Annotated in this window: 1 protein-coding gene; it reads left to right on the plus strand. The window is 64.1% G+C overall.

All coding sequences use genetic code 11. From position 1 onward, the window contains the following. A partial coding sequence (locus ACTIFU_RS23895) for a hypothetical protein (protein WP_439580818.1) occupies positions 1 to 416 on the plus strand: 416 nt, incomplete at its 5' end. Between the last annotated feature and the right edge of the window lie 280 nt (positions 417 to 696).

Consider the following 696-nt stretch of genomic DNA (forward strand, 5'->3'; position numbering starts at 1 on the left):
CATTTCCCACCGCTCAGGGCATGGCCTACTATCTGGCCTTCGATATCGGCGATCGCGTTATCAGCGTTCAGGTGAAGGAGACGCATCACCCGCGGCATCCTCAGCCGAGCATGCGCGCCAATCCCGCATACTTCTTCAACGTCAGGCGGGCGGGTCGCGGTGCAGCGCGCGTGTATCGCCATGATGAGTTCGACATCTATGCGTTGGTCGCGTTGGACCGGAGGCTCATTGGCTACTTCGCGAAGGCAGAGCTTCCCTCGCAATTGATCACGCTCCGCATTCCCGGCGGTCGTTACGGCCCTGGCGGCAAGGGCGAGCGGGAGTTCGAGGGCGCCTCGTTCAGACGCGCGCTCGCCGTGATGCAGGAACTCGCTGCCGTGCGCGGCAACGATCATGATGTGATCAACGTCGCCTGATCATCGCAATCATCGGATCGCGCCTTCCGCTTGGCTCAACCCGGGCCCCAGCGCGAATGGTCCTCACGTGCGCAGAACGATGCGCGACACACGAGAGAGGACCACGATGAGCAGCACGACCAGCAAGCCCGCCCCGCTTCGCATCTTCTTTGATGCCAGTGAGTTCGAACTCTCCCACGGTAGGGCGCCACGCGGGCGCGGGTCCTGGGCCTTCTCGGAGCATCGGCGGCCGGACCCGCTCTCGAAGGTCGTCCACTTCTCGCCCGGCGGCATGACGCTC

It is taken from the genome of Elioraea sp. (assembly GCF_051860475.1).
Classification (GTDB): Bacteria; Pseudomonadota; Alphaproteobacteria; order Acetobacterales; family Acetobacteraceae; genus Elioraea.